At 72.6% G+C, this 22,755-nt stretch carries 19 protein-coding genes; 8 read left to right on the top strand and 11 right to left on the bottom strand.

Annotated elements, in window-relative coordinates:
* Positions 1 to 35 precede the first annotated feature (35 nt).
* From ccrA to AB0D04_RS34790, 3 genes are all read right to left on the bottom strand, one after another.
* Complete coding sequence (gene ccrA, locus AB0D04_RS34800; protein WP_362711387.1) at positions 36 to 1,373, bottom strand: crotonyl-CoA carboxylase/reductase; 1,338 nt, start codon at positions 1,371 to 1,373, stop codon at positions 36 to 38.
* Positions 1,374 to 1,805: 432 nt separating this feature from the next.
* Positions 1,806 to 2,609, bottom strand: coding sequence for a TetR family transcriptional regulator (locus AB0D04_RS34795; RefSeq protein ID WP_362711386.1), 804 nt, complete (start codon positions 2,607 to 2,609; stop codon positions 1,806 to 1,808).
* A 142-nt stretch (positions 2,610 to 2,751) separates the two neighbouring features.
* Positions 2,752 to 4,572 carry a 3-hydroxybutyryl-CoA dehydrogenase gene (locus tag AB0D04_RS34790; RefSeq protein WP_362711385.1) on the bottom strand — a complete coding sequence of 607 codons (1,821 nt, stop codon included), beginning with the start codon at positions 4,570 to 4,572 and terminating at the stop codon, positions 2,752 to 2,754.
* A gap of 397 nt (positions 4,573 to 4,969) precedes the next feature.
* On the opposite strand from AB0D04_RS34790, the gene AB0D04_RS34785 reads away from it, so the two are divergent.
* The 3 genes from AB0D04_RS34785 to AB0D04_RS34775 are packed head-to-tail and all read left to right on the top strand — an operon-like array spanning position 4,970 to position 6,945.
* Entirely contained in the window at positions 4,970 to 5,596 is a 627-nt protein-coding gene (locus AB0D04_RS34785; protein WP_362711384.1) for a HEAT repeat domain-containing protein, read from the top strand.
* 35 nt (positions 5,597 to 5,631) lie between these two features.
* Positions 5,632 to 6,480 carry an SDR family oxidoreductase gene (locus AB0D04_RS34780; RefSeq protein WP_362711383.1) on the top strand — a complete coding sequence of 283 codons (849 nt, stop codon included), beginning with the start codon at positions 5,632 to 5,634 and terminating at the stop codon, positions 6,478 to 6,480.
* Between the two features lie 54 nt (positions 6,481 to 6,534).
* Positions 6,535 to 6,945: a MerR family transcriptional regulator gene (locus AB0D04_RS34775; RefSeq protein WP_362711382.1), complete on the top strand. Its 411-nt coding sequence runs from the start codon at positions 6,535 to 6,537 to the stop codon at positions 6,943 to 6,945.
* On the opposite strand, the gene AB0D04_RS34770 is transcribed toward AB0D04_RS34775, so the two are convergent.
* Positions 6,909 to 7,925: an Rv2578c family radical SAM protein gene (locus tag AB0D04_RS34770; protein ID WP_362711381.1), complete on the bottom strand. Its 1,017-nt coding sequence runs from the start codon at positions 7,923 to 7,925 to the stop codon at positions 6,909 to 6,911. The two genes, AB0D04_RS34775 and AB0D04_RS34770, sit on opposite strands and share 37 nt — an antisense overlap.
* A 157-nt stretch (positions 7,926 to 8,082) precedes the next feature.
* Here AB0D04_RS34770 and AB0D04_RS34765 point away from each other — a divergent pair, with 157 nt between their 5' ends.
* The 3 genes from AB0D04_RS34765 to AB0D04_RS34755 all read left to right on the top strand — a co-directional run bounded on the left by AB0D04_RS34765 (position 8,083) and on the right by AB0D04_RS34755 (position 12,323).
* Complete coding sequence (locus AB0D04_RS34765; RefSeq protein WP_362711380.1) at positions 8,083 to 8,526, top strand: SRPBCC family protein; 444 nt, start codon at positions 8,083 to 8,085, stop codon at positions 8,524 to 8,526.
* Positions 8,527 to 8,743: 217 nt separating this feature from the next.
* A complete protein-coding gene (locus tag AB0D04_RS34760) occupies positions 8,744 to 11,191 on the top strand; it encodes an MFS transporter (RefSeq protein ID WP_362711379.1) in 2,448 nt (815 codons plus the stop codon).
* Positions 11,192 to 11,729: 538 nt separating this feature from the next.
* Positions 11,730 to 12,323 (top strand): hypothetical protein, encoded by a 594-nt coding sequence (locus AB0D04_RS34755; RefSeq protein WP_362711393.1) that lies wholly within the window; start codon positions 11,730 to 11,732, stop codon positions 12,321 to 12,323.
* Here AB0D04_RS34755 and AB0D04_RS34750 read toward each other — a convergent pair.
* The 7 genes from AB0D04_RS34750 to AB0D04_RS34720 form a co-directional block, all read right to left on the bottom strand.
* Entirely contained in the window at positions 12,320 to 13,183 is an 864-nt protein-coding gene (locus AB0D04_RS34750) for a class I SAM-dependent methyltransferase (protein ID WP_362711378.1), read from the bottom strand. The two genes, AB0D04_RS34755 and AB0D04_RS34750, sit on opposite strands and share 4 nt — an antisense overlap.
* A gap of 84 nt (positions 13,184 to 13,267) precedes the next feature.
* A complete protein-coding gene (locus tag AB0D04_RS34745) occupies positions 13,268 to 14,524 on the bottom strand; it encodes a hypothetical protein (protein ID WP_362711377.1) in 1,257 nt (418 codons plus the stop codon).
* Positions 14,521 to 15,315 (bottom strand): ABC transporter permease, encoded by a 795-nt coding sequence (locus AB0D04_RS34740; RefSeq protein ID WP_362711376.1) that lies wholly within the window; start codon positions 15,313 to 15,315, stop codon positions 14,521 to 14,523. The genes AB0D04_RS34745 and AB0D04_RS34740 overlap by 4 nt, the downstream gene beginning before the upstream one ends.
* On the bottom strand, positions 15,312 to 16,280 hold the full coding sequence (locus AB0D04_RS34735; RefSeq protein ID WP_362711375.1) for an ABC transporter ATP-binding protein: 969 nt from the start codon (positions 16,278 to 16,280) through the stop codon (positions 15,312 to 15,314). The genes AB0D04_RS34740 and AB0D04_RS34735 overlap by 4 nt, the downstream gene beginning before the upstream one ends.
* Positions 16,281 to 16,309: 29 nt before the next feature.
* The gene (locus AB0D04_RS34730; protein WP_362711374.1) at positions 16,310 to 17,662 is read right to left on the bottom strand and encodes a lanthionine synthetase C family protein; all 1,353 of its coding nucleotides are present in this window, start codon (positions 17,660 to 17,662) and stop codon (positions 16,310 to 16,312) included.
* A complete protein-coding gene (locus AB0D04_RS34725; protein ID WP_362711373.1) occupies positions 17,659 to 20,868 on the bottom strand; it encodes a lantibiotic dehydratase in 3,210 nt (1,069 codons plus the stop codon). The genes AB0D04_RS34730 and AB0D04_RS34725 overlap by 4 nt, the downstream gene beginning before the upstream one ends.
* Before the next feature lie 115 nt (positions 20,869 to 20,983).
* Entirely contained in the window at positions 20,984 to 21,151 is a 168-nt protein-coding gene (locus AB0D04_RS34720; protein ID WP_078971490.1) for a gallidermin/nisin family lantibiotic, read from the bottom strand.
* 270 nt (positions 21,152 to 21,421) lie between these two features.
* On the opposite strand from AB0D04_RS34720, the gene AB0D04_RS34715 reads away from it, so the two are divergent.
* Both AB0D04_RS34715 and AB0D04_RS34710 read left to right on the top strand, forming a co-directional pair.
* On the top strand, positions 21,422 to 21,979 hold the full coding sequence (locus AB0D04_RS34715; protein WP_362711372.1) for a sigma-70 family RNA polymerase sigma factor: 558 nt from the start codon (positions 21,422 to 21,424) through the stop codon (positions 21,977 to 21,979).
* Positions 21,976 to 22,755, top strand: a 780-nt coding sequence (locus AB0D04_RS34710; protein WP_362711371.1) for a hypothetical protein, incomplete at its 3' end; no start/stop codon positions are given. The genes AB0D04_RS34715 and AB0D04_RS34710, both read left to right, overlap by 4 nt.

The following is a 22,755-nucleotide window of genomic DNA, read 5'->3' as shown; positions in this document are numbered from 1 at the left end:
CAGACGTTCCGACTGCGCTTGTCGGTCCGCCCCGCTTACGCGTTGCGGAACCGGTTGATGGCGTCGAGGTGCTTGGCGCGCATTTCCTCGTCGCGCACGCCCATCCCCTCCTCGGGCGCGAGTGCCAGCACGCCGACCTTGCCCTGGTGCAGATTGCGGTGCACGTCGTACGCCGCCTGCCCGGTCTCCTCGAGGGTGTACGTCTTGGACAGCGTGGGGTGGATCTTGCCCTTGGCGATCAGCCGGTTGGCCTCCCATGCCTCGCGGTAGTTCGCGAAGTGCGAGCCCACGATCCGCTTGAGCGACATCCACAGGTAGCGGTTGTCGTACTCGTGGTTGTAGCCGGAGGTGGAGGCGCAGGTGACGATGGTGCCGCCCTTGCGGGTGACGTACACGGACGCGCCGAACGTCTCGCGGCCGGGGTGCTCGAAGACGATGTCGACGTCCTCGCCGCCGGTCAGCTCACGGATCCGCTTGCCGAAGCGCTTCCACTCGCGCGGGTCCTGGTTGTGCTCGTCCTTCCAGAACTTGTAGCCCTCGGCGCTGCGGTCGATGATCGCCTCGGCGCCCATCTTCCGGCAGATCTCCGCCTTCTGCTCGCTGGAGACCACACAGATCGGATTGGCGCCGCCGGCCAGCGCGAACTGCGTCGCGTACGAGCCCAGGCCGCCGCTCGCGCCCCAGATCAGGACGTTGTCGCCCTGCTTCATGCCGGCGCCGTTCTGCGAGACCAGCTGGCGGTACGCGGTCGAGTTGACCAGACCGGGCGCCGCCGCCTCCTCCCAGCTCAGGTGCTTGGGCTTGGGCATCAGCTGGTTGGACTTGACCAGTGCGATCTCGGCCAGGCCGCCGAAGTTGGTCTCGAAGCCCCAGATGCGCTGCTCGGGGTCGAGCATGGTGTCGTTGTGGCCGTCGGAGGACTCCAGCTCGACGGACAGACAGTGCGCGACGACCTCGTCGCCGGGGCCCCAGGCGTTGACACCGGGACCGGTACGCAGGACGACGCCGGCCAGGTCGGAGCCGATGACGTGGTACGGCAGGTCGTGGCGCTTGGTGAGCGGCGAGAGGCGGCCGTAGCGCTCCAGGAACCCGAACGTCGACACGGGCTCGAAGATCGAGGTCCAGACGGAGTTGTAGTTCACGGAGGAGGCCATCACGGCCACCAGGGCCTCACCGGGCCCCAGATCGGGCACCGGCACGTCCTCGACGTGCAGCGACTTGCGCGGGTCCTTCTCCTTGCTGGGGACGCCGGCGAACATCTCGGCCTCGTCCTTGTGCACGGTCACCGCGCGGTAGGACTCGGGGATGGTCAGCGCGGCGAAGTCGTCGCGGGTGGTGTCGGGCGCGAGGATCGCGTCCAGGATTTCGTTCACGGGATGCCTCCGGCGAAGCACGTGGGAAACGGCTTGAGGGAACGTCGGGGGTGGTGCGGGGGTTGTGCCGTCGGTTCGGCCGGTGTGGCTTCAGCGCTTGGTGGGCGCAGGTGTGATGCCTGTGACGCAGGCGTCCGGGCGGGCAGCCGCGAAGGGCTACTGGGACAGCCGATGCGCGGGGTGTGCTGCGCACCGGTCGACCGGACACTTCCAACGTATGACACCGCGTGCCATCTGACAAGACACTGAGTGCCATGATTTTCTCGGTTGAGTGGCACGGGGTTCAGATGAGCGAGATGAGCGATGATCGTTCACAAGCCGGGCCGGATGCGCGCGGAAAAGCGCGCGGAAAAGCGCACGCAAAAGGACGGCACCCGGTCGCTCTCACCCGGTGCCGCCCTGGCCGTTCTGAGGGGCCGCAGCCCCGCCCCCTCAGCGCTTCTTCAGCGCCCGCTCAATGGTCCGCATGACCTCGTCCAGCGGCGCATCCGTACGGGCCACCGCAACCAGCACCTCGCCCTCCCGCGAAACCTTCGCCGGCGGCGCGGTCTCCCCGGTGGCGATACGGCCCGCCCCGATGCCCGTGCCGAACGTCTCGCGGACGATCTCGAAGGCGTGGTCGAGCTGGGTCTCCACGTCGCCCTCCGCGCCCGCGCGCAGCCAGCGCCGCAGGACGTGGTTGTGCGCAGTGACCACGGCCGACGCGGCGACCTCGGCGAGCAGGGGGTCGTCGTCGCCCTCGCGGTGTGCGCCCTCGTCGAAGTGGCCGAGGAGGTAGCGGGTGAAGAGGCGTTCGTAGCGGGCGACCGAGGCGATTTCGGCCTCGCGGAGCGTGGGGACCTCGCGGGTCAGGCGGTAGCGGGCCACGGAGACGGCAGGGGCCGCCGCGTACATCCGCATGACCTCCTTGATGCCGCGGCAGACCGTATCGAGGGGGTTCTCGTGCGGCGGGGCGGCGTCGAGGACGGCCTCGGCGCGCACGAGGGTGTCGTCGTGGTCGGGGAAGATCGCCTCTTCCTTGGAGCGGAAGTGGCGGAAGAAGGTGCGGCGGGCGACCCCGGCGGCGGCCGCGATCTCGTCGACCGTGGTCGCCTCGTAGCCCTTGGTCGCGAACAGCTCCATGGCCGCGGCCGACAGTTCGCGGCGCATTTTGAGCCGCTGAGCGGCCGCGCGGCGGGCGCCGGGGGTGCTGGTGTCGGTGGCGTCGGAGGTCGGCGTACGAGCGGGCTGGGACATGTGGGGACGGTACTGCATATTTACTCGGCCTGTGGCATCAGGTACCGGCTGCGCCCCCGTGACCTGGGGCGGACCGCCGGCCCGAGGGTCCAGCAGTCCGCCCCACGTGCCCCCGGCGCGCGGCCGGGGGTGTCCCCTCCCGTCAGCGCTTGGCGTACTCACGGAAGCCGCGGCCGGTCTTGCGGCCGAGGCAGCCCGCCGCGACGAGGTGCTCCAGCAGCGGCGCCGGGGCGAGCCCGGGGTCGCGGAACTCGGCGTGCAGCACCTTCTCGATGGCCAGGGAGACGTCCAGGCCGACGACGTCGAGGAGTTCGAAGGGACCCATCGGGTAGCCGCCGCCGAGCTTCATGGCGGCGTCGATGTCGTCCAGGGTCGCGTAGTGCTCCTGGACCATCTTGATCGCGTTGTTCAGGTACGGGAAGAGCAGCGCGTTGACGATGAAACCGGCGCGGTCGCCGCAGTCCACGGGGTGCTTGCGGACCTTGGTGCAGACGGCGCGGACCGTGGCGTGGACGTCGTCGGCGGTCAGCACCGTACGGACGATCTCGACCAGCTTCATGGCCGGTGCCGGGTTGAAGAAGTGCATGCCGATGACGTCCTGCGGGCGGGACGTGGCGCGGGCGCAGGCCACCACCGGCAGGGACGAGGTCGTCGTGGCCAGGACGGCGCCCGGCTTGCAGACCTTGTCCAGGGTGGCGAAGAGCTGCTGCTTGATCTCGAGGTCCTCGGCCACCGCCTCGACGGCGAGATCGACGTTCGCGAAGGCGTCGAGGGAGCCGGCCGGGGTGATCGCAGCCAGCGCGGCATCGCGCGCCTCGGCGGTCAGCCGGCCCTTGTCCACGGAGCGGCCCAGCGACTTGGTGATCCGCGCCTTGGCCTTCTCCGCCTTCTCCAGGCTGCGGGCGGCCAGGACGACCTCGAAGCCCGCCTTCGCGAAGACCTCGGCGATACCGCTCGCCATGGTGCCGGAGCCGGCGACGCCGACGGAGCGGACCGTACGGCCCGACCCCTGGTCACCGCCGGTCGCGGGGCTCTCCGCGTCCGGCACGACCGTGGCGCTGCCGGGCGCCTCGTACGTGTAGAAACCGCGGCCCGCCTTACGGCCGGTCAGCCCGGCCTCGGCCAGCTGGCCCAGGATCGGGGCGGGGGCATGCAGCCGGTCGTGGGACTCGGCGTACATCGCCTCCAGGACCGTACGGGCGGTGTCCACGCCGATCAGGTCGAGCAGGGCGAGCGGGCCCATCGGCAGGCCGCAGCCGAGCCGCATCGCGGCGTCGATGTCCTCGCGGGTGGCGTACTTGGACTCGTACATCGCGGCGGCCTGGTTGAGGTAGCCGAAGAGCAGGCCGTCGGCGACGAAGCCGGGGCGGTCGCCCACGGCGATGGGGTCCTTGCCCAGGTCGCGGGCGAGCTGGGTGACGGCGGCGACCGCGGTCGGCGCGGTGAGCACCGAGGAGACCACCTCGACCAGCTTCATGGCCGGCGCGGGGTTGAAGAAGTGGACGCCGAGCACCCGCTCGGGGCGCTGCGAGTCGGCGGCCAGCCGGGTCACGGACAGCGCGTTGGTGCCGGTGGCCAGGATGGTGTCCGGGCGGACGATGGTGTCCAGCTCGGCGAAGACCTGCCGCTTGAGCTCGTAGTTCTCCGGCACCACCTCGATGACGAGGTCGGCATCCGCGGCGGCCTGGAGGTCGGAGAAGGTACGGAACCGGGCAAGGGCGTCCGCGCGCTCCCGCTCGGTGATCCGCTCGCGCTGCACGGCGCGGGCGGTGGCGGCCTCGAGGGCGGCGACGGCGTTCCGGGCCGCGGCCTCGTCGGTGTCGATACCGATGACCTCGCGGCCGGCCCGGGTCAGCACCTCGGCGATACCGGTGCCCATGGTGCCGAGGCCGACGACGGCCACGGTGGAGAGGGACAGAGGGGAAATGTCGGTTGAGGGATCAGGGGTGGACTGAGGGCCCATCGCGAGACTCCAGAGGGTGTTCCCCTGAGGGCAGGGGAGAAGTGACGACTGAGGGGTGTCCGCGCGGCCGCGTCCGTAGGCAGTACGCAGCGGCTTGAGCGAGGCGGCGGGTGAGCCGCGGAAAGCCGCAGAGCTACGGGAGCGCCGGCGGTGAGGGAGTCGCGGCGGGCCTGTCCCGGGCCGTGCCGTGTGCTCCTGAAAGGTGTCGTGCTGGGTGCGGTGCCGAACCGACTTCACTTGCTGGCGGCTGCGTCACCGGCCGCCCGAGCAGGGGTGCTGCTCGTTCCAGCAGGTTAACCGGTGGGTAACCGGAGCGCCAGGGGTAGTGCGGGTCATTAGGCTGTGGCGCAGGCCACGTCGTGGGAACCGGGGCGGCCCGGCGGGAGGGGAGCGACAAATGGAAGAGCAATTCCACGAGTTGACGGACCGGGTGCGGACCGAGCTCCGCTCCCCACAGGATCTGGTCGCCTACGAGCGACTGCTCGGACTGGCCCGGAAGAACACCCCGGCCGGCCGCGAGGAGCTGGCCCGGATACTGGTCGCGGTCGAGCGCCCCCTGTGGGCCCGGGAGATCGCGGCCTTCACCCTCGGCTGCGCCGGCGACAAGCGCGCCTTCGAGACCTTGGTACTGCTGCTGAACTACCGCGAACCGGTCCGCTGCGCCACGGCCGCACACGCCCTGGGCCGCCTGAACGACCCGCGCACCGCCCGCGCCGCGGCCGCCCTCGCCACCAACCCCCTGCGCACCGCCTACGCCCTGCACCCCGTCCGGCTCCTGGCCGAACTCCGCGCCCCGCAGTCCGTACCGGCCCTGATCGCCACCCTGGAGCGGCTGCTCACCCCGCACAACCCCTACTGGCGGGTGGCCCTGGCCTGCGTCGAGGGCCTGGGCGCCCTGGGCGACCGCCGCGCGGTTCCCACGCTCACCGCCGCCACCGCGCACCCCCGGCTGGCGGCGGCCGCGGCGGCGTCGCTGGCGCGGCTGGGGATCCATGAGGACGGCGATCGCCGGCCCCGGGCTTGACCTTGACGCCGGGGGCAGGGTTCGAGACTCCCGGCATGAACGACGAACAGCTCGCCACGGCACACACTGCACCCACGGAACACCCGGCACCCACAGCACCCACAGCACCCACGGCAAACACCGAAAGCACCACGCAGTACTCCCGGGTCGTGATCGTCACCGGCGCCGGTACGGGAATCGGCCGCGCCACCGCCCGCGCCTTCGCGGCCGAGGGGGCGCGGGTGGTGGCGGTCGGGCGGCGGAGCGGGCCGCTGGAGGAGACGGCGCGCGAGTGTGCCGAGGGCGGCGCGATCGTGCCGTATGCCGCCGATGTCACCGAGGGCGGGGCGCCGGAGGACATCGTGCGGTACGCGGTCGCCACGTACGGCCGGCTGGATGTGCTGGTCAACAACGCGGCGATGGTAGGCAGCGGCGAACTCGGCGGCTACACACGGGAGTTGATGGATCCATTGTTGGCGACCAACCTCGTTGCGCCGGTGCTGCTGACCCAGGCGGCAGTGCCGCATCTGGAGCGGACCGGCGGGGTGGTGGTGAACCTCAGCACCTCGGTCGGGCAGCGCGGCTGGCCCGGCAATGCGGTGTACGCCGCGACCAAGACGGCGCTCGAACTGCTCACCCGTAGCTGGGCGGTGGAGCTCGCACCGCGCGGGATACGTGTCGTCGCCGTCGCGCCCGGCGCGATCGAGACCCCGATCGCGCACCACCAGGGCTGGTCCCCGGAGCGGCGGAAGGCCGTCCGGGAGTGGCAGATCGCGCACACGCCGATGGGGCGGGTCGGGCGGCCCGAGGAGGTGGCCTGGGCGATCACCGGGCTGGCCGCGCCGTCCGCCTCCTTCGTGACGGGTGTCGTCCTGCCGGTCGACGGGGGAGCGGTGGTCGGCTGACCGGGTCCGGACCGTGGCCCGCCGCCCTGATAGAAACGGCGGGGAGGTGGTCCGGTGCGGATCGGGGAACTGGCGCGGCTGACGGGGGCGTCGCCGCGCGCGCTGCGCAACTATGAGTGCGAGGGGCTGATCGGCTCGGAGCGGGCGGCGAACGGCTATCGCGAGTACGACGCGCAGGCGGCCGTACGGGTCCGCAACATCCTCCACCTGCTGGCGGCCGGGCTCACGCTCGCCGACGTACGGTGCTTCACGCACTGCCTGGACGGCGATATGACCACCGCGCCGCCCTCGCCCGAGGGACTGCGGATCGCCCGCGAGCGGCTCGCCGTCATCGACGGGCGGATCGCCGCCCAGACGGCGGCCCGCGACCGCCTGGCGCGCGCCCTGGCGGCCGCGCCGGATGACCCCGGCGCGGTACCGGGCGAGGCTCACAGCAGCGTCAACTGCGTGGGCTCGGACGGCTGATCGCGCGACGGGGCCGGTTCCGCGACGTTGCGGTGCTCGCCGGCGCGGTACGGGCCGATGCCGTACTCCCCGGCGAGTTCGTGGACCTGGCGGGTGATGCGGCGCTGGTACCACGTGGGGGCGTACGAGCCGCCGGCGTACATCCGCTCGTAGCGCCGCACGAGATGCGGGTGGTGCTCGCCGAGCCACGCCATGAACCACTCGCGGGCGCCGGGCCGCAGATGCAGGACGAGCGGGGTGACCGACCCGGCGCCGGCCTCGGCGATGGCGCGGACCGTTGCCCGTAGCTGGTCGGGGGCGTCGCCCAGGAACGGGATCACCGGCGCCATCAGGACACCGCACGCAATGCCGTGCGCGGTGAGCGTCCGCACCACGTCCAGGCGGCGCTCGGGCGCGGGCGTGCCCGGCTCGACGGTGCGCCACAACTCGCGGTCCAAGAACCCGACGGAGACGGATATCCCGACGTCGGTGACCTCGGCGGCCTGGCGCAGCAGCTCCAGGTCGCGCAGGATCAGCGTGCCCTTGGTGAGGATGGAGAACGGGTTGGCGTGGTCGCGCAGCGCCGCGATGATGCCCGGCATCAAGCCGTACCGTCCCTCCGCCCTCTGATAGCAGTCCACATTCGTCCCCATGGCTATGTGGTCGCCGCGCCAGCGCCGGGCGGTCAGCTCGCGGCGCAGCAGGTCGGGGGCGTTGACCTTGACCACGATCTGGGAGTCGAAGCCGAGCCCCGTGTCGAGGTCCAGATAGCTGTGGGTCTTGCGCGCGAAGCAGTAGACGCAGGCGTGGCTGCAGCCGCGGTACGGGTTCACGGTCCATTCGAACGGCATCCGGGAGGCGCCCGGTACGCGGTTCACGATCGAGCGGGCGCGCACTTCATGGAAGGTGATGCCACGGAATTCGGGGGTGTCGATCGTCCGGCTGACGACGTCCGTACCGAACAGCGCGGCAGGGCTGTCGCCCAGATTGTCCCAGCGCATCGGGCCTCCTTCAGGGTCCGGTCGAGCCCCCGGAATCGATAATAGAACACATGTTCCCTTCTTTGCTGTCACCCCGGATTTTGGGCGTGCCGCCCAGTGGTGGTTGGCTTGGCGGCGCATCGCAGGACCGGCAGCCGACTACTGGAGGAAGACACACATGGGTCAGGTCGAGGCCACCACGCAGCGCGAGATCGCGGCGGACCCGGAGGACGTGTTCGACGCGCTCGCCGACTACAGCGGCACGCGCCAGAAGCTGCTGACCGAGCACTTCAGCGAGTACGAGGTCCGCGAGGGCGGCGACGGCAAGGGCACCCTCGTCCACTGGAAGCTGCAGGCCACCAGCAAGCGCGTGCGCGACTGTCTGCTGGAGGTCGACGAGCCCACCGACGGGCAGCTCGTCGAGAAGGACCGCAACTCCTCCATGGTGACCACCTGGGTCGTCACCCCGGCCGGCGAGGAGCGTGCCCAGGTCGTCGTCACCACCACCTGGCAGGGTGCCGGCGGTGTCGGCGGCTTCTTCGAGCGGACCTTCGCCCCCAAGGGCCTCGGCCGGATCTACGACGCGATTCTCGCCAACCTCGCCCAGGAGATGGAGAAGTAGCCCCGTCACCGGTTCGGGTGGTTTCCGCAGTGCCGCGGTGTCCGGCCTTCCAGGCCGTCGTCGTGCGGAAACCCCTGATGGGGGCCCAATGGGTGCCCCGCGCAACGTAGTTGACGCCCCCTCCCGCCCCGCACGCCCCGTTTCGTCGTACTTGTTCGCGGTTGTCGCCCAATGCGAGAAATGGGCGGTGGTGCAGGTGTGACGAGGGAGGCAGTACGTGGGCGGGACCACCCTGACGAAGCGGGGCGAACGGGACGGGGCAACGGCGCCGCCTGCCGCCGGTCCGGAGGACGTCGCGGGCGCCCCGCCCGGCCCCGGCCGCAGGCGGCTGGTCTTCGCCGGCCTGCTCCTGACGCTGCTGCTCGCGGCCCTCGGCCAGACCGTCATCGCCACCGCGCTCCCCGAGATCGTCGGCGAGCTGCACGGCCTGCCGAAGATGTCCTGGGTGGTCACGGCCTACCTGCTCGCCTCGGCCATCGGCATGCCGCTGCACGGCCGGCTCGGCGACCTCTTCGGCCGCAAGTCCGTCCTCCTCCTCGCGATCCTGGTCTTCGCCGCCGGCTCGGCGCTGTCCGGCCGGTCGCACTCCCTGGACGAACTGATCGCCTTCCGCGCCCTCCAGGGCCTCGGCGGCGGCGGCCTCCTGATCGGCGTATCGGCGGTCATGGCCGATGTCGTACCGCCCCGCACCCGCGGCCGCCGCCTGGGCCTGGCCGGTGCGGTCTGCGCGCTCGGCGCCATGGCCGGACCGCCGATCGGCGGCCTCCTCGCCGATCACGCCTCCTGGCGCTGGTGCTTCTACGCCAACGTCCCCTGCGGCGTGCTCGCGTTCCTCGTCCTCGCCTTCGCCCTCAAGCTCCCCAGGCGTCCGGCCCGCCCCAGACTGGACATCGCCGGCGCCCTGCTGCTCGCCGCCTTCGCCACCTGCGTGGTGCTGCTGGCCGGCTGGGGCGGTACCGAGTACGCCTGGGACTCGCGCACCGTCCTCGGGCTCGGCGCCGGCGCCCTTGGCACCGCCCTGCTCTTCCTCGCCGTCGAGTACTTCGCCACCGAACCGATCGTCCCGTTCCGGCTGTTCCGCAACGCCGTCTTCAGCATCACGGGTCTCGTCGGCGCGGTCGTCGGTATCGCGCTCTTCGGCGCCGCCGGCTATCTGCCCACCTTCCTGCAGATGGTGAACGGCGCCACCGCCACCGCATCCGGACTGCTGATGCTGCCCCTGATGGGCGGCATCGCCCTCGCCACCTTCGTCTCCGGCCGGATCGTCCGCCGTACCGGCCACTACAAGATCTTCCCGATCCTGGGGTGCGCGGTGGCCGCGGCGGGCATGTGGCTGCTGTCCGGGATGACGAAGGACACCCCGCGCGGCGACTACAGCCTCTGGACGGGCATTCTCGGCCTCGGCCTCGGCCTCGTCATGCCGGTGCTGGTGCACGCCGTACAGGCCTCCGTACGCCACCGGGACCTCGGTACCGCAACCGCCGCCTCCGTCCGGCAGCTCGGCGGCTGCATCGGCGCCGGCCTCTTCGGCACCCTCTTCGCCAACCGCCTCGCCGCCCAACTCGCCCATGAAGTCCCCAGGTCGGCGCACCTGTCCGACCCGGACTCCCTCACCCCGCAGCTGGTGCGCACCCTGCCCGCCGGACTGCGGGACGGCTATATCGCCGCGTACGCGAACGCCATGCCGGGGATCTTCCGCTACCTCGTGCCGGTGCTCGTCGTGGGTTTCCTGCTCGCCATCTTCCTGAAAGAGAAACCACTGGTGTCCCACACCTCTCATGCATCGCAGGCCCCCCAGACCCCGCACACGCCGTACGGCAGCGGCGAGGACCCCTCGACGAGCGTTCCCAGGGCGCGCTCCGCCCTGAACGGCTACGCCCCCACGGCCGGTTACCCCGCCACCTCGGCCGGCGTCCCGGTGTGCGGCACGGTCCAGCACCACGACGGCACCATCGTTCCGCGCGCCGCGCTCACCCTCATCGACGTCGCCGGACGGCAGATCGGCCGCGGCGCCACCGGCGAGGACGGACGGTACGCGCTGAGCACCCCCGGCACCGGCTCCTACGTCCTGATCGCGGCCGCGGGCGGACACCAGCCACAGGCCGTCACCGTCACGGTGGGCGAGCGCCCGGTGGAACTGGATGTGGTACTCGGCGGCGCGGGCCGCCTCGCGGGCACCGTGACCACCGGCGACGGCACACCCGTACGCGACGCCATGGTCACCCTCACCGATGTGCGCGGCGAGGTCGTCGCCACCACCCGCAGCGGCCGCGAAGGCGGCTATGTCATCGGAGAGCTGGTGGCCGGCGAATACACCCTCGCCTCCAGCGCCCCCGCCTTCCGGCCCGCCGCGCTGCCCGTCACCGTCCACGCCTCCCGCGAGACCCGCCAGGACGTCGAACTTGCGGGCGGCGCGGTGCTCCGCGGGACCGTACGGGCCGGTGGCGGACGCCCGGTGGAGGACGCGCGGGTGACCCTGCTGGACGCGGCCGGCAACGTCGTCGACACGGCGACAACGGGACCCGACGGGCTGTTCCGCTTCGTCGATCTCTCGGCCGGTGAGTACACCGTGATCGCCGCCGGATACCCGCCGGTGGCCACCGTCCTGCAGGTGGCAGGCGGCGGACGCACCGAACGCGACCTCCAGTTGGGCCACGAGGACTGAGCTCGCCGCCTCTGCGTGCGCGGGCGCACCACCTCTTGGCGGAATGCCGCCCACCGCATCGCGCGCGGGCCGTACGGCGGTTGTGGTGGTGCAAGATCGGTGTACGAAGGAGCAACCGCCCACGGAGCGTGTTCCGTCGCACGGCGAGCACGGCGAGCACGGCGATCACAGCGAAGACACGACAGGCCCGGCAGACACGGCAGACACGGCCGGTCCCGCGCCCCGGGACCCTGCACCCGGCCGGATTCCGCTTGCGGTTGTCGTGGCGGGCGAGGGCGGCCGGATCTCCCACTGGAGCAGAGGCGCACGCAGACTCTTCGGGCCCGCCCGCGAGGAGGCGGTGGGCGCCCTCGCCATCGATCTGATGCCGGTCACCGGCGCGCTCGGCGCCAGGGAGTGGGACGTGAACGGCCCCGATCTGGGGGCTCGCTGGGCGGGCGGCACCTCATGCCCTGGCCCGGTCGCACCAGGGAGGGACTCGTTAGAGTTCCGCCCAGCCGATCGCCGTGTCACCGCAGGCCACCGAGGAGAGCTCCTGATGACGTTCCGGCAGCACATGAGGGAGGCGACCGCGCGCGCCCTGGCGGAGTTTCCCGAAGAGCTGACGTCCGAGATCTACGCCGTCACATTCCGGATCGACAGCGTCGACCAGGACCCCCGCTTCCCCTACCTGGCGATCGGCTACAACACCGACAGCGAGGTGGCCCGGCTGCTGGCGGAGCCGGGCCCGCCCGAGCCATGGGAGGCGCGCTGGAACTACGCCTATTTCCCGCCGTCGGGGCTGGAGGGGGTCCGCATCGCCGGCCACGACCGCGAACACGACGTGGCAGGCGCAGAGTTGCACCGGCGCGAGGCGATGGCGCACGGCCTCTGGTACGAGGACGAGGACGGGCTCCCCGAAGAGGCGCAGGACGAGCGGGGCGAACGCCTCGACGAGCAGTTCCACGAGCTCTGCGTCGATCTGGCGCGACAGCTCCACGCGGACGGCCGGATCGCCGCCGCCCTGGGCCGGCCGCTGCCCGTGGTGCTCTACGACATGTTCCAGCCCGACGAGATGTTCACCCTGACCAGAGCCGCCAACCCGGCAGAGCTGGTTGCGGAGTTCCTGACGGAGGATCCGGACGCCGCCTAGCCGCAGGCACCCGCCCCGAACCGCAGCCGCGTGATCAGCGGCCGGTCCCCACGCAGCAGCGGTACGGCCGCGGCGCGCGGTGCGAGGAAGCCGAGGAGGCCGCGGCCGGCGGGGAGGGGGACGTCGGTCACCTCGGCGATGGCCGGGTGGGCGGTGCGCAGGTGCTTCCGCTCGGCCGCGTTCATGCCCCAGGGCATCGGCGGCAGGCGGTGGCCGCCCGGTCCCCGTACCCCGTCGCGGGAGCGGGCGCTGAAGCGCCGGGACACCGTGTCGAACACCATCGTGCCGCCCGGAAATGCCGCCGCGCAGGCGTCGATCAGCCCATGCGCCTGGGCGGGCTGCAGATACATCAGCAGACCCTGGGCGGTCACCAGCACCCCGCGCGAGGCATCGATGCCCGCCATCCAGCGGCGCTCACGGGCGTCGCAGGCGACCAGCCGCTGCCGGGCGCCGTGCGGCAGCAGGCGCCGGCGCAGCTCCAGCGGATCGGTCAGGTCCACGGTGACCCAGCCGACCGTGCCGTTGTCCACCCGCCAGAACTGTGTCTCCAGTCCCTCCCCGAGCGCGATCACGGTGCCGTCGGGGTGCCGGGCGAGGAAGTCCCGTACCACGCCGTCGAAGGCCAGGGCACGCAGCGCGATCGCCTGTGCCACCCACGGCCGGGCCACGCCGAGCCGTTCCTTGAAGGGCAAGTCCACCTCGGCGACGAGCTGTACCGCGCGGGGATCGGGCAGCACCGTGTCCGGGCGGGCGGCCTCGGCCGCCCGGTGACAGAGGGTCCACAGGGCCGTTTCGGGAATTCCCCGGAGGTCTGCCGCGATACGGCCTGACACCGGCTGGTGGCGCACGTCCTCGATCATGTGCCGTTGATATCCGGGCACCGGTCCCCTACGGCGGCGATCGGGGCGCCGGTCACTCGGGGGAGTGCAAAGTCGTACCGGCGGTCAGTGCATCTGCGCGGACACATACGCGGCCGCCGAGCGGACCACCGGGTCGTCGCCGCGCCCGAGAGCCTCGGCGGCCCGGAGCACCTCCGCCAGGGCGGGCAGGTCGCGCGCCTGGACGCAGAGGACCAGGAGCGGGGCGAGGTGGGGCGCGCAGGCCTCGTCGCGCGTTGCGGTGACGTGCCGGGCCCATCGCCGGACGTCGTCCGGTGCCGCGCACGGCAGCGGGGGGCCGGCGGCGGGGCGGCTGCCCTCGCCCTGCTCCGCGCGTACCGCCGCGGCCAGCGCCGTGGCCAGGGTGGTGTGATAGCAGGTGCCGAAGAGGTAGGCCGCGGCCTTGTCGCCGGTGAGTTGGGCCAGGACATCGGGCCGGTGTACGGGGCTGGGCACCGCGCCGTCCACCCGCCGGGCGCGGGCCAGGGCGGTCCAGCCGTCGCGCACCAGGGGGCCGCCCGCGAACGGGGCCAATGCCGTGGCGCACAGCAGGAGTTCTGCCACGAGGTCCAGGCTGCCGCGGGCCAGATGGACGGCCAGCAGGATCCGTACGGTCTCGCGCAGGTGGGCCGTCTCCTCCCGGTTGCCCAGAGGGCGCCCGCCGAAGTCCGTGACGTAGAAGAGGACATGGGTAAGGGCGTAGGTCTCGCTCCCGGTGAGGTGGACGACGTCGGGCCGCAGGGCGGGCAGACTCTCGCGGTAGAGCGTGTCGACGCCGGGCAGCGGGGCGGGGGCGGGGAAGCCGCCGCGGTCCAGGAAGTAGCGCAGCTCGAGCCGGCCGAGCAGCGGCTTGTGCGGCCGGACGTGGCCGCCGGCGCCCGCCGCCAGCAGACCCTCGCCCAGCGACCGCAGCGCGGGCTGCGGGCGGCCGAGGAGCTCCAGCAGCGCGATGAGATTGAGGTGGTAGGGGAAGAGGTCGTCGACGCGGCGCAGACCGTAAGTGAAGTCCGGGTCGGCCGCGGCCCGTTCGGCGAGATCCAGGGCTCGGGTGGGGAGCGACGCACCCTTGGGGAGACGGCCGGATCGGTCCAACAGCCTTACCAGGCCGAGGAGTTCGAGGAGCGGGCCGGGTCGGAAAGGGCGGCGGGGAAGGTATTCTTCCCAGCGGTGGGGCGTGAACCACTCCAGGTGGGCGTCGAGCCAGCCCAGCGCTCCGGCCAGTACGGCGTCCGCCGCCTCGTCCTCGTCCAGCGGCGCACCACCCGGCCGGGCATGCGCGGGCAGCGGGGCCCAGGAGGGCGCGAGGCCGTCCGGACCGCTCATCGCCCGCTCCGCACCCGCAGCAGCACCAGCACCGCCGCCAGGATCCCGCCCAGCGCCGCCAGATCCGCCCACCACACCAGCAGCCCGCCGCCGCCCAGCAGCGTCTGCCGGGCCAGATCGACCGCGTACGTCATGGGGTTGAGGTGCATGATCAGGGCCAGCCAGCCCGGCGCGTCCTGGGAGCTGAAGACGGAGCCGGACAGGAACAGCATGGGGAACATGGCCAGTTGGACCGTGGCCTGGAGGGTCTGCACGCGCTTGATGACGGTGGCCAGGCACAGTCCGATGACACTGAAGACCGTCGCGGCCAGCGCGTAGCAGCCGACCGCGGCCGCAAAACGGCCCGCCGTCAGCTCCACCCCCATCACCGGCGCAAAGGCCAGCATGATCATGCTCTGTACGGTGACCATCCCGGCGCCCGCCGCCACCTTCCCCAGCGGCAGACAGATCCGTGGCACCGGCGCGACGAGAAGTTCGCGCAGCACTCCGTACTCCCGGTCCCAGGCGTACGTCTGGCCGGAGGCCACCCCGATGGAGACCACCTGGATGGCGATGATGCCGGGAAAGACATAGGCGCTGAACGGGACCGCGCCGACGGAGGGGATCATGCCGTCGAAACCGACGGCGTAGACCAGGACGAAGAAGACGATCTGTACGCCCTGGCTGAAGAGCACACCCGGCCGCTTGACCTGGCGCAGCAGATCACGGTGGGCGATCACCGCGATGGCGCGCAAGGCCACGGACAGCCGTCCTTCGGCGACAGCGGGGGCGGGGGCGGTCACTGCGGTCATGGCGTCGTCACCCTCTCCGGCACGGTCTCCCGCTGCTCGCGCGGCCTGTCCTGACCGGCGGCGGCAGCCAGGTAGACATCGTTCATGGACGGATGGCGGACGGACACCGTCAGGCCCGGCACATCCAGGGCGCGCACCACTTCCGCGATCCGGGCCTCGGGCTCGGCGCAGTGCACGGACACCCCGTCGGCCCCCAGCAGCGGCTCGAAGCCCGCGGAGCGCAACTGGCGGGCGGCGGCGTCATGATCCGCGCAGGACACCACGATCCGCGAGGAGTCCAGACTGCTCTTGAGTTCCTCGACGCTGCCCCGCCGGACCACCCGCCCCTTCTGCAGAATGACGATGTCGTCGGCGTACTCCGCCTCGTCCATGTAATGCGTCGAGTACAGGACCGTCACCCCCAACTCCTCCCGCAGCCGCAGCAGATCCGCCCAAACGGCGCCGCGCGCGGTTGGATCCAGGCCGTTGGTGGGCTCGTCGAGGATGATCAGGCCGGGGCGGTGGAGGAGGGCGCGGGCGATCTCCACCCGCCGGGACAGCCCGCCGGACAGCTCCTCGACGGGGTCCCGGCGGCGGTCGGCGAGGCCGAACAGGTCCAGCATCAGAGCGATACGGGCGCGCGCATCCGCGCGCCGCATACCGAACAGCCGGGCGTGGAACCACAGATTGCGCTCCACGGACAGTTCCTTGTCGAGGGTGCGCTCCTGGAAGACCAGCCCCAGGCTCCGCCGCGCGGCCATCGGCGCCGCGCGGACATCGTGCCCGAAGATCCGTACGCTGCCGCCGTCCGGCCGGGCCGCCGTCGACAGCACCCTCAACAAGCTGGACTTTCCCGCGCCGTTGGGGCCGAGCAGCGCAGTGATCCGGCCCGGGGCCGAGGCGAGCGACACCTCCTGGACGGCCGTCAGCCTGCCGTAGCGCACGACCAGACCGGTGACGTCGAAAGCGTGGGGGGTCGGCGGCACGGGGACACTCCCTTCCTCGGGCTCCGGGGTCATACCAGCCCCAGACAGCGGTCCCACGGCAGCGGACCGCCGTCGACGGGCAGCAGCGCGAGGGCGACACCCGCGGCGCCCTCCAGCATGCCCGCGACGTTCAGCGCCCGGTGCGGGACGGGGGAGCGGGCGGCGGCCGGGAACCGCATGAGATGGCGGAAGGCGAAGGGCGCCTCCTCGTCCGCACACTCCAGCACCCTGGCCCTCAACACCTCGCATCCGGCGTGGAGTTCGGGATCGCCGGAGGCCGCCGCCACCCGCGCCACGACACGCAGCAGGCCCGCATAGCCGTGGCAGACGGTGGGACCCTCGATGGCCCACCGCGCCTCGTCCCGGCGGAGCGCCGCGCGCAGCGCATCGACGGCGGCCTCCCGCCAGCGCGGCCGACCGAGGGCACCGCCCGCCCGGAACAGGGCGGCGGCCACCCCCGGCGTGCCGTAACACCACGCCGTACGCGTGAACAGCGCAGCCGGCCGCCGCGCCGCCAGCTCCTCGTCCCAGCCCGCGCGGGCAGGCCAGTACGCGCCCGCCTCGTCCCGCAGCGTCCAGCCCAGCAGCCACTTGGCGATCCGCTCGATGGCCTCGCGCGCACCGGGCACCTCGCGGCCCGCCTCGTACGCCGAGCAGAGCACCGCCAGCGGCCCGCTGATCCCGTGCGCCATCCCGAGGTTGAAGTCGCCGCGCGGATAGTCCGCCCGGTCGCGGTCGCTGATCTGCAATTCGGCAGGCACCCACCACCCCGGCACCTCATGGCCGTCGACCCGGATCGGCTCGGTGAGCGCGACGAGGTGGTGCAGCGACGCGGTGAGGGCCGACTCCACGGCCGGGCCGCGCTCCGCCGGGTCCGCGGCCGAGTCCAGCAGCAGCCGCGCCGTCCCGGACAGCCCGTTGATCAGGTCGTACGCCGCCCAGTCGACACCGGTGCCGCCCTCCCGGGCGCGGGCGCGGAACGCCCCCAGCCTTTCCGTCTGGTCCTCGGCGACCCAGGTGGCCAGCCCGCGCCGCAGCGAGCCGTAGTGCCCCTCGCGTCCGGCGCAGGTCTGCGCGGCGGCCAGCAGCGCGGCCGGCCCCGAGAACAGGCCCCGGCCGGGCGCCGAGGCCATGGCCCGCCCGGCGGCCGCCAGATGGCGGTGGGCCACCGGCCGCCAGGTGTCGTCGGTACGCGCAAGCTCGCCATACAGGAGAGCGGTGCCCGGCAGGCCGTTGGCGAGGGTCAGCGGGCCCCACATCACCGCGTCGTAGACCGGGTCACGGTTGTCGTCGCGGGACGCCACGGCGGCAGTGTGCCCGGGGTCGGCGAGCCGCTCGGCGACCAGCGCGATGGTCCCCTCCGTCAGGGTGGCTGTGGTCACGGCTGGTGCCTCCGGCGGTTGAGATGGTCCTGAACGGCGCCACGGGCGATGCCCAGCACGGCCATCTCCCGGGCGCTGGAGCCGCCGAACAGCCGGTTGCAGGCCATGTGCAGCAGACTGCCGACGACCCGCCCTTCGGGGGTGGCACCCGGCTCCCGTACTCGAGCCGCGAGGTGGCGCACCGCCTCGTCGCGGGGGCGCAGCGCCGCCAGGACGCGGGCGCCGGCCGGGTCCTCGGCGAGCGCGGGCCAGCCGTCGTACGGGTCGATGAGGCGGCGCCACCGGGCGGCCTGCGTACGGAACACGGCGGGTAGATCGCGGCGCGAGCCGGTCATCGACAGCCAGGCCGCGGCGCCGTCCCCGTCGCAGTCGTCGACGGCCAGGGGGTTGCCCGGCGCGGGTGGCCCGAAGGCGTGCGCGAGGGCGGCGCAGGAGATCACGGCCAGGTCGTCGATGCCCAGGTCGTTGCCCGGGTCCTTGGCCACCCGCAGCAGGTCGAGGGCGGCCTCGCTGTCGTACCGGAAGACCCGCTCCGCCGGCCGCTGGGCGGCCGCGCCGCCGTAGCGCTCGGTCTCCGGGTCGTACTGCGCGAGGCCATGGCTGCGGAGGACGCCCGCACGCTGCCAGTCCGTCAGCAGCGCGCCGACCTCGGGAGCCACCGCGCCCCACAGCTCGCGTGGATCCGCGCCGTGCAGCCGCAGCCGCAGATGATGACCGGCGTCGTCCGTGTACCGGATGAAGAACCAGTCGTCGGCACCCAACTCACCTGCGCGGTTGATCAGCTGGGGCAGGCGGTCGCGCAGCAGATCGTCCTGGGCCCGCGCGGCGCCGTGCAGCTTGAGAGAGAGCCAGTTGCCGCCGAGGCCGTGCACCGTACGCCCGGGCAGGAGACGGCCGGCGTACGGGCGCCGGCGCGGCAGGCCCGTCTCCCGGCGGACCAGCGGGACGACCAGCTCGCAGACCCGCCCGGCAAGCGGGCCGGCCGGCCGGTCCTCGTATCCGCCCGGCACCTCCTGGGCGATCAGGTCGGGATGGCGCAGCACCTGGTCGAGGAGCAGCTCGCGGTGCCAGACGGTGTCGAGGTCGAGCAGCAGCCGCTGGTCGGCGGTCACGGCCAGGATCTCCCGCGGTACGTCCCAGGCCGCCCGCCAGTCGGCGACCGCCCACGCCCAGCCCTCCTCGCGCGCGCCGCCCGCCGTACGAAGCCGCTCGGCCGCCGTACGGATCCCGTCCAGCCGCCACACGGCGCAGGCCAGCACGAACCGCCCATACCGCACCCGCGGCACGAACGGCGCATCCGCGAGCGGCCCCCAGTTCCACGGCTCCCACAGCCGCTGACCCTCCAGCCCGATCTCCCACAACAGGCGGACGGCGTTGGGGGCCTGGGCCGGGGCGCTGACCATGTTGCCCAGCACGGGGGCCAGTTCGCGACCGGTGGGCAGATGGACGGCCGTCAGCCGGTCCAGGGTTGCCCCGATGCCGATATCGGACAGCCGCAGCTCCTCGACGCCGGGGGCGTCGGGCACGCCGACGCTGATCCGGCGGCCGGTGGCCGGAGTGGTGTGGGCGAGGTTGGCGGCCCGCCCGGAGCGGCTCCGGAAGGCGAGATCGACCGGGAGGGCACCCTCGATGTGCACCGGATTGTCGCGGTGCAGAGCGGCGAACGCCTCCCGCCAACCGGGATGGTGGTCGGCGAAACGGGCAAAGGTGGCGCCCGCCCGGTGCGAGCCCGGCGACGGGGAGAGGAACACCCGGAAGTCCCCGCCGGCCAGCGCGTCCGTCGAGGGGGCGACGACCTGCACCGTCACCTCACAGCAGCTGGGCAGATCCGCCGGGTCGGCGGTGTCATGGCACAGCTCCTCCAGGTCCCCGTCCTGGAGGACGACCTCCCGTTGTCCGTCCCGCTGGGCGGCGGCCGCCAGCCGGGCCATCGCACGGTCGCGGCGGGCCGTCCGCGGATCGTCGGGCGGCACCGGCGCGGCCTCGCTGTTGGGCCAGCCGTAGCCTGCCGGAGCGCCCAACCCCGTGGACTCATCGAGGAGTTGGAGGATGGGCACCAGCCGGTCGGCACCGTAGACGTCAAGGAACCGGCGATGGTAGTCGCGCAGCGCGAACAGCCCCAGCTTGGGACGCGACAGCCGCCACATCACCCCCGTCGCCGCCTCGATCACCTCCCGCACCGCAAACGGCAGACGCAGCTCGGTGTCCAGGCGGGTGTCGATGTGCAGAGGCGTGTCGTCGGGCTCGAGCGACCGGGCCGTCTCCAGGAGGCGGCGCAGCGCGTCCCGTCCCTCGCCGATGGGCCGCTCGTCGTACGCCCGCCGCTCGCGGTCGAGGGCCAGCAGCGCATCGCGGATCCGACGGGTTTCCTCGCCGGGCGCGGCCACCGGGGCGAGCAGGCCCAGAACATGCCGCAGCGGGTCACCGCCGTCCAGAGGCGGCCGCAGGCCGGTGATCAGGATCTCCTGCCGTACGAGCTCCGTGAGCAGGGCCCGGATCCGTTCCACGGGGGCCGCCGGGAACGCCGCGGCGGTACGGCGGACCAACTCCTCGTACGGCAGCGGCTCGACGGCCTCCGCCACCGCCCGCTCCACGAGCGGTGTCCTGCGGACGGACACCGACGAGCGCCCCTCACCGCTCTCGCCGGGCGCGACACCCTGGGTGGAGGGCGAGACGAGCACCAGCCGGTCCCCGGCGGGTACCAGAGCCTGGTGTGCCTGCACGGTGAGCACGCCCAGCACCGCCGGATCGCGCTCCAGGCGGTGGCCGACCCTGGTCAGCCACTGCATATCGGCATGCGTACGGGTGCGGTGCGCGCGGCCTCGCTCCACCTTGGCGCCGGCGTCGAAGCTGCCTGCCGCCACGCCCGCGAACAGGCCGAACGGGGTGGGCCGGGTCCGCATCCGGATGTCGTACCGCAGCACGGCGAGGGCGGCGCGGCGCAGCCGGCCGGCCTTGATACCGGCGGTACCGCGCTCGGTGACCCGGCGGACCAGGGCGCCGAGGCTGGGGGAGGCGAGGTCGAGTGCCTCGCTCAGTGCGGGGTCGTCGGCCACCGAGGCGAGAAGCGCGGCACAGGCGTCGAGGTCCTGGGGGCCGCCCCGCTCGGGGAGGGGCAGGCCGGGTGCGTCCGGCGCCAACGGGGCGCGCAGCAGGAAGAGGTCCCGCGCGGCGAACGGCGTCCTCGGTGTCTCGGCTTCCCCCATGGCTCCCCCTTCTGTCGCTGCCCTGCCCTGCCCTGCGCTGCCCTGCCCTGCTCCGTATGCGGCGGGAACGGCCGGTGAGGCCGGGCGGGCGCCCGGCCTCACCGGCTTGGTGATGTCAGCAGCAGTGGCTGCAGCCGGAGCCGCCGCCGTCGCTGGTGCACCCGGGGGTGCAGTAGGAGATGCTCGTGACGGCCGGGCCGGCGACGGACTTCTCCACGCCGATCTCCAGGTCGAGGTCGAACAGGCCGTCGTCCTGCGTCTGGGCGGGTCCGTTGATTCCCATCGTGTCCTCCGTTGAAATCGCATGGACATGCATCTGAACGTTCATGGATCGCGATCCGGGGTTCACGCAATCACGCGTATTCGAGCCGGTTCAACCGTTCTGAGCGGTCTTGGCAGTCTTGGCAGTTCCGCGGCAGAAGAGCAGATGCGCGGCAGTTGCGGCAGGTAGGGGCCCGGCCCACACGCCGCAGATGCGCTTCGGACACCAGATCAACCCGGTGAATCCGGTGAATCCGTGAACCGGACCCCGGTTCTTGGATACGTACATGGTGTGTGTTCGGACGAAGCTCTGCTGACCGCGGTCGCCCGCGGCGACCAGGCCGCCCTGCGTGCCCTCTACGAGCGGCATGCGGCCGCCATGCTCCGCCTCATCCGCAGACTCACCTCCGACCAGGGGGTGGCGGAAGAGCTCCTGCAGGAGACCTGGCTTGCCGTATGGCGCTCGGCGGGCGCCTTCCGCGGCGAGTCCTCCGTACGGGGCTGGCTGCTGGGCGTGGCAAGACGCCAGGCCCACAACCAGCTACGGAAATCGCGGCCGCAACTGGCGGACCTCGCCGAGGCGCACGATGTGCCGGACCCGGCACCGAGCGTCGAGGACCAGATCATGCGGGACGCCGACCGCACGGCGCTGTTGACAGCCGTGCGGGCGCTTCCCGAACATCTGCGCGAGGTCCTTGTGCTGGTGCTGGTCGAGGACCTGGCCTACCCGGAAGTGGCCACCGCGCTCGCCATCCCGGTGGGCACCGTCAAGAGCCGGATGTCCCATGCGCGACGGCGGCTGGGCAAGATGCTCGCCGCCACGCGGCTGGAAGGAACGGGACGACGATGACACCTCACCTCGCGGACGACGCCCTCGCGCGTCTTACCCACCCCGGCGCTGTCACCGCGCAGTATCAGCAGCATCTCGACAGCTGCCTCGACTGCCGTACGCGGATGGCAGTGTGGCAGGGCATCGGCGAGGCGGCGCGGGCCGATGCCATGGAGCAGGCCGTTGCCGTCCCGTCGTTCGACGCCCTCATGGGGCTGGCCCTCGCGGCCGCCGACCAGGAGGAGCCTGCCCCGCAGGCGGCGGCGCCGGCGCGGCCCGCCCGCGGCTTCGCCGAACCCTGGCGGCTGGCCGGACTGCTGGCACTGCGCCAGGCCGCGCTGCTGCCGAGGATCTGGGCGCCGCTGAGCGCCCTCGGCATCGTCGGCGCCGCGCTGCTCGCCACGACCTTCACCCAGGAACGCCTCGCGCTGCGGGTGTTCGGCGGCGCCGTCGTCCTGCTGATGCTGTTCGGCGCGCTGCTGGTGGCCTCGCCCCGCCGGGATCCCAGGCGCGAGCTGCTGTTCACCCTGCCGGTGCCGCCCGCGGCGGTGTTCCTGGCCCGGCTGACGGTGGTGCTCGCCGCCGATGTGGCGCTGGCCCTGGCCTGTTCGGCACTGCTGGACGGGCCCGGATGGCGCACGGTGGTGGCGAGCTGGCTGGGCGAATCGCTGCTGGCCGCGTCCCTGGCGCTCGCACTGTCCGTACGGTTCGCTCCGGCGGTGGGTGCGGCCGCCGGCGGCACCCTGTTCCGGCACATGGGGCGCCCCGCCGACGCCTTCGCCGCGAACAACGTAGCC

It is taken from the genome of Streptomyces sp. NPDC048483 (assembly GCF_040651455.1).
Lineage (GTDB): Bacteria > Actinomycetota > Actinomycetes > Streptomycetales > Streptomycetaceae > Streptomyces.
The sequence above is the reverse complement of the archived record's forward strand: the minus strand, read 5'-3'. Positions and strand labels throughout refer to the sequence as shown.

Coding starts and splice junctions, on each gene's coding strand:
- AB0D04_RS34765 (WP_362711380.1), top strand. CDS start 8,083: ATGGGTCAGGTCGAGGCCACCACGCAGCGCGAGATCGCGGCGGACCCG.
- AB0D04_RS34725 (WP_362711373.1), bottom strand. CDS start 20,868: ATGGGGGAAGCCGAGACACCGAGGACGCCGTTCGCCGCGCGGGACCTC.
- AB0D04_RS34720 (WP_078971490.1), bottom strand. CDS start 21,151: ATGGGAATCAACGGACCCGCCCAGACGCAGGACGACGGCCTGTTCGAC.
- AB0D04_RS34795 (WP_362711386.1), bottom strand. CDS start 2,609: ATGTCCCAGCCCGCTCGTACGCCGACCTCCGACGCCACCGACACCAGC.
- AB0D04_RS34740 (WP_362711376.1), bottom strand. CDS start 15,315: ATGACCGCAGTGACCGCCCCCGCCCCCGCTGTCGCCGAAGGACGGCTG.
- AB0D04_RS34750 (WP_362711378.1), bottom strand. CDS start 13,183: ATGATCGAGGACGTGCGCCACCAGCCGGTGTCAGGCCGTATCGCGGCA.
- AB0D04_RS34790 (WP_362711385.1), bottom strand. CDS start 4,572: ATGGGCCCTCAGTCCACCCCTGATCCCTCAACCGACATTTCCCCTCTG.
- AB0D04_RS34745 (WP_362711377.1), bottom strand. CDS start 14,524: ATGAGCGGTCCGGACGGCCTCGCGCCCTCCTGGGCCCCGCTGCCCGCG.
- AB0D04_RS34770 (WP_362711381.1), bottom strand. CDS start 7,925: ATGCGCTGGGACAATCTGGGCGACAGCCCTGCCGCGCTGTTCGGTACG.
- AB0D04_RS34755 (WP_362711393.1), top strand. CDS start 11,730: ATGACGTTCCGGCAGCACATGAGGGAGGCGACCGCGCGCGCCCTGGCG.
- AB0D04_RS34780 (WP_362711383.1), top strand. CDS start 5,632: ATGAACGACGAACAGCTCGCCACGGCACACACTGCACCCACGGAACAC.
- AB0D04_RS34785 (WP_362711384.1), top strand. CDS start 4,970: ATGGAAGAGCAATTCCACGAGTTGACGGACCGGGTGCGGACCGAGCTC.